General features: G+C 42.9%; 7 protein-coding genes. All 7 read left to right on the forward strand.

Annotation, left to right across the window (positions count from 1 at the left end):
• Positions 1–2 precede the first annotated feature (2 nt).
• On the forward strand, positions 3–755 hold the full coding sequence (locus ACGF49_RS03220) for a flagellar basal body L-ring protein FlgH (RefSeq protein WP_113042004.1): 753 nt from the start codon (positions 3–5) through the stop codon (positions 753–755).
• A 12-nt stretch (positions 756–767) separates the two neighbouring features.
• Positions 768–1877: a flagellar basal body P-ring protein FlgI gene (locus ACGF49_RS03225; RefSeq protein ID WP_113042003.1), complete on the forward strand. Its 1110-nt coding sequence runs from the start codon at positions 768–770 to the stop codon at positions 1875–1877.
• Entirely contained in the window at positions 1877–2818 is a 942-nt protein-coding gene (gene flgJ / locus ACGF49_RS03230; protein ID WP_113042002.1) for a flagellar assembly peptidoglycan hydrolase FlgJ, read from the forward strand. Before ACGF49_RS03225 ends, flgJ begins: the two co-directional genes overlap by 1 nt.
• A 134-nt stretch (positions 2819–2952) precedes the next feature.
• On the forward strand, positions 2953–4596 hold the full coding sequence (gene flgK, locus ACGF49_RS03235) for a flagellar hook-associated protein FlgK (RefSeq protein ID WP_271858807.1): 1644 nt from the start codon (positions 2953–2955) through the stop codon (positions 4594–4596).
• 208 nt (positions 4597–4804) lie between these two features.
• Positions 4805–5770: a flagellar hook-associated protein FlgL gene (flgL, locus tag ACGF49_RS03240; protein WP_387489588.1), complete on the forward strand. Its 966-nt coding sequence runs from the start codon at positions 4805–4807 to the stop codon at positions 5768–5770.
• Between the two features lie 1144 nt (positions 5771–6914).
• Positions 6915–8888 (forward strand): type VI secretion system tip protein TssI/VgrG, encoded by a 1974-nt coding sequence (tssI, locus tag ACGF49_RS03245; protein ID WP_387489591.1) that lies wholly within the window; start codon positions 6915–6917, stop codon positions 8886–8888.
• A partial coding sequence (locus ACGF49_RS03250) for a DUF4123 domain-containing protein (protein WP_387489594.1) occupies positions 8881–9456 on the forward strand: 576 nt, incomplete at its 3' end. The genes tssI and ACGF49_RS03250, both read left to right, overlap by 8 nt.

Consider the following 9456-nt stretch of genomic DNA (forward strand, 5'->3'; position numbering starts at 1 on the left):
AGATGGATACAATGGCTGTTGCCGAGACCAGCGCTGTTTGTCAGTTCCGCCATTTACGGAAAAATGTGGCGAATAAATGGCGTTGTAGTATAGCACTGGCGGTATTGTCACTAACGGGCTGTGCGTATATACCGCAAAAACCCCTGGTTGAGGGAGCAACCACCGCAGCACCTTCTGTGGCAACCGCGCCAGTCCCTAATGGCGCTATTTTTCAAGTAGTACAGCCGGTTTATTATGGTTATCAGCCGCTATTTGAAGATCGCCGACCTCGAAATATTGGCGATACCCTGACGATTACATTGCAGGAAAATGTCAGCGCCAGTAAGAATTCTTCGGCCAATGCTAGCCGTAATGGAAAAAACACGTTTTCCGCAGCACTGACTCCCCGTTTTCTGAAAGGGCTAATTGGTGGAGATAAAACCGATCTGGATATGGAAGCTGAGAATACTTTTGGTGGGAAAGGCGGTGCTAATGCGAATAACACCTTCAGAGGGACAATTACCGTGACAGTCGATCGGTTATTGGCAAATGGTAACTTACATGTGGTCGGTGAAAAGCAGATTGCTATCAATCAGGGAACCGAGTTTATTCGTTTCTCCGGTGTCGTTAACCCACGGACAATTAATGCTAATAACACCGTCAGTTCCAATCAGGTCGCTGATGCCCGCATTGAATACGTGGGGAATGGTTATATCAATGAAGCGCAGAACATGGGCTGGTTACAGCGTTTCTTCCTGAATGTTGCACCATTTTAACAGGGGATGGTTATGATAAAACAATTTACTGTCAGCCTTCTTCTTGTATTGCTGACTCTGGTGACAACGACGGCATCAGCAGAACGTATCCGTGATCTCACCACGGTTCAAGGAGTACGGGAAAATGCGCTGATTGGTTATGGATTAGTGGTTGGGCTGGATGGAACGGGTGACCAGACGACTCAGACGCCATTTACCACTCAGAGCTTAAGCAACATGTTATCCCAATTGGGGATTACCGTTCCTCCGGGAACCAATATGCAGTTGAAAAACGTGGCTGCCGTGATGGTCACCGCGAAGTTACCGCCGTTTGGCCGTGCCGGGCAGAATATTGATGTAGTGGTTTCCTCATTGGGGAACGCGAAAAGCTTACGTGGCGGTACCTTGCTGATGACACCACTAAAAGGTGTCGACAATCAGGTCTATGCTCTGGCGCAGGGTAATATATTGGTTGGCGGCGCCGGTGCTAGCGCGGGGGGAAGCAGTGTAAAAGTCAATCAGCTTGCGGGTGGTCGGATTAGTAACGGTGCAGTGATTGAACGTGAATTACCCACGCAGTTTGGTGAAAATGGCGTGCTGAATCTTCAATTAAATAACGAAGACTTCTCACTGGCGCAGCAAATTAGCGATACCATCAATCGTACGGGCGGAACGGGAACCGCAACGCCGTTGGATGCCCGCACAGTACAATTGCGTATGCCGAGAGATAAAAGTGAGCAGGTTAAATTCCTCTCCCATGTGCAGAATCTCACTGTCCGTGTTGATGTCGGTGATGCCAAAGTGATTATCAACTCCCGCACCGGCTCTGTGGTAATGAACCGTAATGTCATGCTGGATAGCTGCGCTGTTGCTCAAGGGAATCTTTCTGTCATTGTCGATAATCAGGTGGTTGTTAGTCAGCCCAATACACCGTTAGCAGGTGGCAGTACCGTTGTTACTCGTAATCCCGCTGTTGCTGTCCGTGAACAAAATGGTGCGTTGCAGCAGGTTAACGCCAGTGCAAGTTTGAGCCATGTTATTCAAGCCTTGAATGCACTGGGTGCAACACCGAATGATTTAATGTCAATCTTACAGGCAATGGAAAGTGCAGGTTGTCTGCGGGCGAAATTGGAGATCATTTGATGAATGATTTTTTAACCCTGCCCGGTGCGGCTTATGATGTACAGTCGGTTAACACGTTAAAATCCAATCTGGCAAAAGATCCACAACAGGGGCTACGGCAAGTAGCCCAACAAATGGAAGGTCTCTTTGTTCAGATGATGTTGAAAAGCATGCGTTCAGCTCTGCCTAAAGATGGCATGTTGAGCAGTGAACAGACGCGCCTCTATACTTCGATATACGATCAGCAAATCGCGCAGAATATTGCTCAGAAGGGGTTAGGTTTTGCCGATATGATGCTCAAGCAGCTTTCTAGCGCTAAAACTGCCCCTGGCGAAATGGCGGGTAAGATCCCCATGACTCTGGATAACGAAGTTTTACAAACCTTGCCAAGGCAGGCGCTTGAGCAATTTATCCGTCGAACGGTACCGAAACCCGAGACGACACCTAAACCGCTGCCGCTGAACAGTACGAATTTTGTATCTACGCTCTCGTCCCCTGCCCGGATAGCTAGCCAACGCAGTGGTATTCCTCATCTGCTGATTATTGCTCAGGCCGCATTAGAGTCTGGTTGGGGGCAAAGAGAGATTCTGACCGCTGATGGTAAGCCAAGTCATAATCTGTTTGGTATTAAAGCGGGTAAAGGTTGGAAAGGGGCGGTAACCAATATCCTGACCACAGAATATATCAACGGTGAGCCTCAGAAAATGAAGGATAACTTCCGTGTTTATGGCTCTTATGTGGAAGCGATTGAGGATTACGTCAAATTACTGACAGAAAGTCCCCGTTACGCCAACGTTGCCCGTTCTGTTACCCCGGAACAAGGGGCTTATTCCTTACAACAGGCAGGTTATGCAACAGATCCCGGATATGCGAAAAAACTGGTCTCAGTTATTCAACAGCTAAAAGGTGCTGGAGAGCAGGCGGTAAAAGCCTATACCTACGATTTGAGTAAACTATTTTGATCTCTATTTTGCTCAAGTTTTATTGAGCTCAGCCGATAAATTAAAGCAATTCAGACTTTGTTTTTAGTTATCTGAAAGATTGTTTGCCGCCACCCACTAGCGGAGACATAAATAAAACGCAAAAGGATCTTCTGATGTCCAACAGTCTTATTAATACCGCGATGAGCGGTTTGCAAGCGGCTCAAATTGCTCTGGGAACCGTGAGTAATAACCTTGCAAATTCCAAAGTTCCTGGTTACAACCGGCAATCGACAGTTATCAATCAAAACGGTGGCACGATGACGTCCGTTGGCTTTATCGGAAATGGTGTTACTGTTACCAGTATTAACCGTCAATATAACGAATTCATTAATCAACAACTGTCTACGGCTCAGGCGAAACAAGGTGCATTAACCACTTATTCTCAGCAAATTTCCCAGATTGATAATTTGCTGGCAGACAAAGCGAATAACCTGTCAAACACTATTGATGACTTCTTTACCAGTTTACAAAATGTCGTCAGTAATGCGGAAGATGATGCAGCCAGAACGACAGCGATTGGTAAATCAAAGGGGCTGGTAAACCAATTGAAAAGTGCGGATGCCTTCCTGCGTAAAATGGAAAATAACATTAATCGGGGAATAGCTAACTCGGCTGAGTCTATTAATAACTATGCGCAGCAAATTGCTAAACTCAATGGTGAAATTACCCGTATGAGAGGCGGTGGTAGTGCTGAGCCGAATGCATTACTGGATCAGCGTGATCAATTGGTCAATGAACTGAATAAACTGGTTGGCGTGAGTGTGACTCAGCAGGATAGTGATTCTTACAATGTTGCTTTTGCAGGGGGATTGACACTGGTTCAGGGAACAACCGCTTACCGAGTAGAAGCGATTTCATCCAATGCGGACAGCAGTCGCATTACATTAGGTTATGATCGTGGTTTTGGTGATGTTGTTGAAATTGATGAAAAATTCATTGATAAAGGGCAATTAAACGGCACATTGAGGGCGCGTAGTGAAGTGCTGGATAATTCCCGTAATCAGTTAAACCAATTAGCGTTGGTATTGGGCGATCAATTTAATCAAATTCATCGTGCTGGCTTTGATTTAAAAGGCAAACCGGGTGAAGATTTCTTCACATTTAATAACCCGGATGTCATTGCCGATAGTAAAAATAAAGGTTCTGTTGATTTTAAAGTGGAATATACAGATACCTCAGCGGTAAAAGCCAGTGATTATCATATTAGCTATGATGGGGCTAATTGGAAAATTCAGCGTGCCTCTGATAAGGCGGATATTGCTGCCAAAGTAACAGGTAATACACTGGAATTTGATGGATTAAAAGTTGAAGTTGATCCAACCGATGCAAAAGAACACGATCGATATACACTGAAAGCGGTCAATGGTGTTATTAGCAGTATGGCGGTTAATATTAAAGATGCGTCGCAATTGGCGGTTGCCGGTACTAAAGATGGTGGGCCGAGTGATAACGTCAATGCCAAAAAACTCATTGAATTGCAGAACAAAAAATTGGTAGAGGGTAAAGCATCATTTTCTGGTGCTTATGCTTCGATGGTCAGTACTATTGGTAACCAGACCAGCACGGCGAATGTTGATTTAGAAACTCAGAATAATATTACTAAACAACTTTACGCTGAACAGCAGTCGGTTTCCGGCGTCAACGTAGATGAAGAATATGGCGCATTACAAAACTTACAGCAATATTATCTGGCCAATGCTCAAGTTATCCAGACTGCCACAACGCTATTTAATGCTATTTTGGAACTCCGTCACTAATAAACGAGCCATTTAATATACCCAATGGATTTCAAGATGGATCGCGACGGCAAGGGAGCGAATCCCCGGGAGCATAGGTAACTATGTGACCGGGGTGAGTGAGTGCAGCCAACAAAGAGGCAACTTGAAAGATAACGGGTATAAAAAATAGCCTGAGAATACTCGGATACCTTGGGCATTTAGTTGAATATTTAAAAGGAATGAAATTGTGCGCGTAAGTACCAATATATTGTACGAGCAGAAAATGACGAGTATCACGACTGCTCAGTCGAAATGGATGCAGCAGGGAGCACAGCTATCCAGTGGTCAGAGGGTGATAAATCCATCTGATGATCCGATGGCGGCATCTCAGGGTGTCATGGTTGCTCAGGCTGAATCTCAGAACCAGCAGTATATAACCGCTCGCTCGTTTGCTAATAACGCGATTTCCATGCAATTGAGTGTGGTATCCAAAGCTGTTGGTGTGGTTCAAAATATTCATGAAAGTTTGGTAGCCACAGTAAACGGTGTATTGAGTGATGAAGATCGTAACTCGTTGGCTATTCAACTGACAGGGTTTAAAGAACAACTGGTGAATTTGGGTAATACTACCGATGGTAATGGCCGCTATATTTTTGCCGGTTATAAAACGGATGTGAAACCTTTTGATGAGAGTACAAGCGGTACAGTTAGCTATCGAGGCGGCTCTGAGGAAATGACTCAGAAAGTGGATAGCAACCGCTCTATGATTATTGGACATACTGGGGAGCAGGTCTTTCTCTCGTCTACCAGTAACCCGATAAAAGAGCCGGATGGCAGCCCGAGTGAATCTGATATATTTAAAACCATAGACATGGCGATTCAGTCATTGAAAACACCCTTTACCGGGGCAGATCAAAAGACGCGTGATGATGCATTGGAATTGTTGAATAAGGCTAACCGCGGTGCTCGCAACGCGTTGAATAATATCTCTTCTGTGGAGTCGGTATTGGGTTTACAACTGAGAGAAATAGAAGACTTAAATAGCTTGGGGGCAGAACGCAGCCTGGCGAATAAAAGCCGTTTGAGTCAATTGGTTGATGTAGAATGGAACTCAGCGATTTCGAATTATTATCAGCAACAAGCCGTACTTCAAGCATCGTATAAAACATTTGTCGATATGAAAGGCATGTCGTTGTTTGAGATATTTCGTTAATTTAATTTTTACTTTAATCGCTGGTTTTTAGGCCAGCGATTTTATCAATTGAAATTATTTAATTGTGACAATTAAATATCCTGCATAATTATTTAAATAATCCTGTTTTCCGTTTTTAGTGAATTTCCTTTTGTCAATATTTTTTAGTAGTTAATAGAATGAATACCATTTTTTTGCAGTTAAATAGATAATGAAATAAAAATTTTTATATTGAAAATATACCCTATGGATTTCAAGATGCATCGCGACGGCAAGGGAGAGAATCCCCGGGAGCATAGATAACGATGTGACCGGGGTGAGCGAGTGCAGCCAACAAAGAGGCAACTTGAAAGATGACGGGTATATATTGTTGAAATTTAAACCTCTGTCAGTGGATGAACGGGGAGAAACTGAGTAATTACAGCTTCTGCGTGTTGGTAGTTGCTGAGGTTAATAACTACAACTTTGTAGAAGTAAACCGCATTAGGTACTCTTCGGAAAAATTTAGTTTCACCGGGTTGAATGTCAATAAAAGCATACTGATTGTAATCTCCGAATGGCGGTGCCCAGTAATTTACTGCTCTAATTGGCGCGGGACCTCTGTTTTCTATATTAAAACTAGGATGATGAGTAGTAGGCATTATTATATTTCCACCAGTATAAAGCTCAAAAGTTTGATTAGGGTTTATATAGATCAGTTTCATTTTATTGTTTCCTTATCATGATGATTATTATGTTACATATAGTACAGATAATCTTATCTGCAAAATTTAACTTAACACTTTCCCATGACAGTTAAATATTGAAATTTATCAGTGATGTAAAAGAAATAAGATAAATGAATTTATCCTATTTGAATGCTAATTTAATAATTAAAAAAGAAAAGTATATTGTTGTTTGAGATATTACACTAATTCAGTTTTCTATTTTATTTTTATTGCTGATTTAGGCCAGAGATTTTGGTTAATTAAATGATTTTCCATAATTAACGATAGCCAGTTAAATGCATAGATTGTTTATGTTGTATTCTAAAAAATTCATCGATTTTTTAGAATAAAATATCATTATTTTTATTAAAATAAGTATATTATTTCTTCCTTTTTATATGCTCCCGTTTATATGTTGAACAATTAAGCCTCGGCCTCACGTAATCAGGAGGAAAGTAATGACAGATTCAGGGCTGGTTTTTACACTTACTGCGGGTCATCTCCCGGAGAAAACTTTTGCTGTGGTTGAGTTTACTCTAGATGAAGCACTATCAACGTTATTTTGTCTGGAGGCGACATTAACCAGTGCTGATCCGGATATTAATTTTGCTGATGTTCTGGATAATGTTGCGACACTGACCGTTTATCGTGATGGAAAACCAGAGCGTAGTATCACTGGGATTGTGACTCAATTTGAACAAAGTAGGACAGGTCATCATCGCAGTCATTATTCCCTGACCCTTCAACCTGGTTTATGGCGTGCGGGATTACGGGTTAATTCCCGTATTTTTCAGCATCAATCTGTGACCGAGATTATTGGCATATTGTTGAAAGAAAATGGCGTTAGAAACTTCTATTGTCAATTGCGTTATGAACATCCTGAACGGGAATTTTGTGTGCAATATGATGAGAGTGATCTGACGTTTCTCCATCGTTTATTGGCTGATGAAGGGATATTTTATTATTTCGATTTCACTGAGGAGCGGGGTGAACCGATCATTATTTTCATTGATTCTCATTGGATAAATAACAACTTTTCATTGCCTTATCGCCCAGAATTAGATGCTACAGGAAGCCAATGCAGTATCAATCAATTCTGCTGGCGTGAACAGGTTGGGATTGCCAATATTATGTTGAAGGATCGTACTTTTAAAAATCCGCGGTGGGGGGCAGACTATTACTATCACGAACGCCAAATTAATCACCAGCGTTCAGATTTGCCCAGTTACACTTACTATGATTTTCCCGGGCGCTTTAAAGATGAGTGTGGCGAGCGCCTGAGTCAATATCGTCTGGAAGCACTCCGCACTGACACTATGTTTGGCCGTGCACAAAGTGACTGTTTTGCTCTGGCGCCGGCATCAGGGTTTACGCTTACTGATCATCCGAAAGAGCAATTTAATACCCAGTGGCTGGTGATTAAAATCAGCCATTACGGTAGACAGCCGCAGGCGGATGAATCCCATTTCGGTGAAATGGGGACGACCTTAACGAACAATTTCACCTTTGGCGATCGTAACCGGGTATGGCGTCCTTCACCTTATCCCAAACCGCGCATTGACGGCCTGCAAATTGCGACAGTAGTTGGCCCGGAGGGAGAAGAGATCTTTTGTGATGAATACGGGCGTGTGCGGGTGCAGTTTGCCTGGGATCTCTATGGCGAATTTAATGACCGAAGTTCCTGTTGGATCAGAGTCAGTCAGGCTTGGGCCGGCAAGCGCTGGGGCATGATTGCTATTCCGCGTGTAGGGCAGGAAGTGCTGGTGGATTTTCTGCATGGCGATCCCGATCAGCCAATTATTATTGGGCGTACCTATCATGCCAGTAACGTTGTGCCTAACAATCTGCCGATAGCAAAAACCCAGATGTCAATTCGTTCAAAAACCCATAAAGGGGACGGTTTTAATGAACTAAGATTTGAAGATGAAAAAGACCGGGAAGAGGTATTTATTCATGCTCAGAAGAATCTGGCGATTAAGGTGCTGAATTCCCGGGATGAACGAATTAATTACAACCGTACAACCAGCATTGGCCATGATGACGAACTGGTGATTGCCAATAACCGTAAAATAACGGTTGATGGGCAGCAGGAACATAAAACCACCGGTGACTATATCGATCAGGTTGATGGTGACAAAGCTTTACAGGTCAAAGGCGATGTAATACAGAAAATACAGGGTGTATTCAGCATCGATACCAATGATGACATTACGATAACAGGCGGCGGCAAAATTACCCTGAAAGTAGGCGATAATTTTATTGTTATTCATGGTGGCGGCGTAGATATCAAAGGTGCGTCTATTAACTTAAATTCAGGTGGTAACCCCGGCGTCTTATTGCAACCGGTTAATCCGGCGATTTTGCAGAGTGCGGCTCATGCCGGTTCGATGTTTGTCGCACATTGTCCGAAGGGGAAAGATAACAATGGCTAAAGAAAAACTGTATGCCGTCGTTGACGCCGCGACAGAATCCAAATTGTTTCTTATCTTGGAGCATTTTGATCCACCGTTTACCTGTCTTTATGATGAATCTTTACCGCCTGAATTACTTAAGGTGGCGCCTTATTTAGTGGAAGTGACAGAAAAGTTAAAACTTTATTTGGAGAACTGTAACATACCTTGGGGAATTTTCTTAAGTTCTCAGGCGGATATGAAAACATTACGTCGGCATTTGCGTAAATATTTACAAGTATTATTACCTGAACAGGATAAACCGGTATTTTTCCGGTTTTATGATCCGCGTAATATCTGGGAGTTTCTCAGTGTCCTCAGTGACTGGGAAATTCACTGTTTCATGGGGCCGATAGATAAAATTGCCACCAACTATCAGGGCAATATTCAAAGTCATGATTTTCTTGCTAATAGAGAACAATATCCACGGAATGCCAGTAGCAAAAGAAAGCTATTATCGATGACGCCAGAACAACTGGAAAAGATTGAGGCTGCTTTTGCTGAGCGTTATGTACAGACATTGGCAGCATTAATTATCGAATGGGAAACT

It is taken from the genome of Photorhabdus sp. RM96S (assembly GCF_042879335.1).
Taxonomy (GTDB): Bacteria; Pseudomonadota; Gammaproteobacteria; order Enterobacterales; family Enterobacteriaceae; genus Photorhabdus; species Photorhabdus kayaii.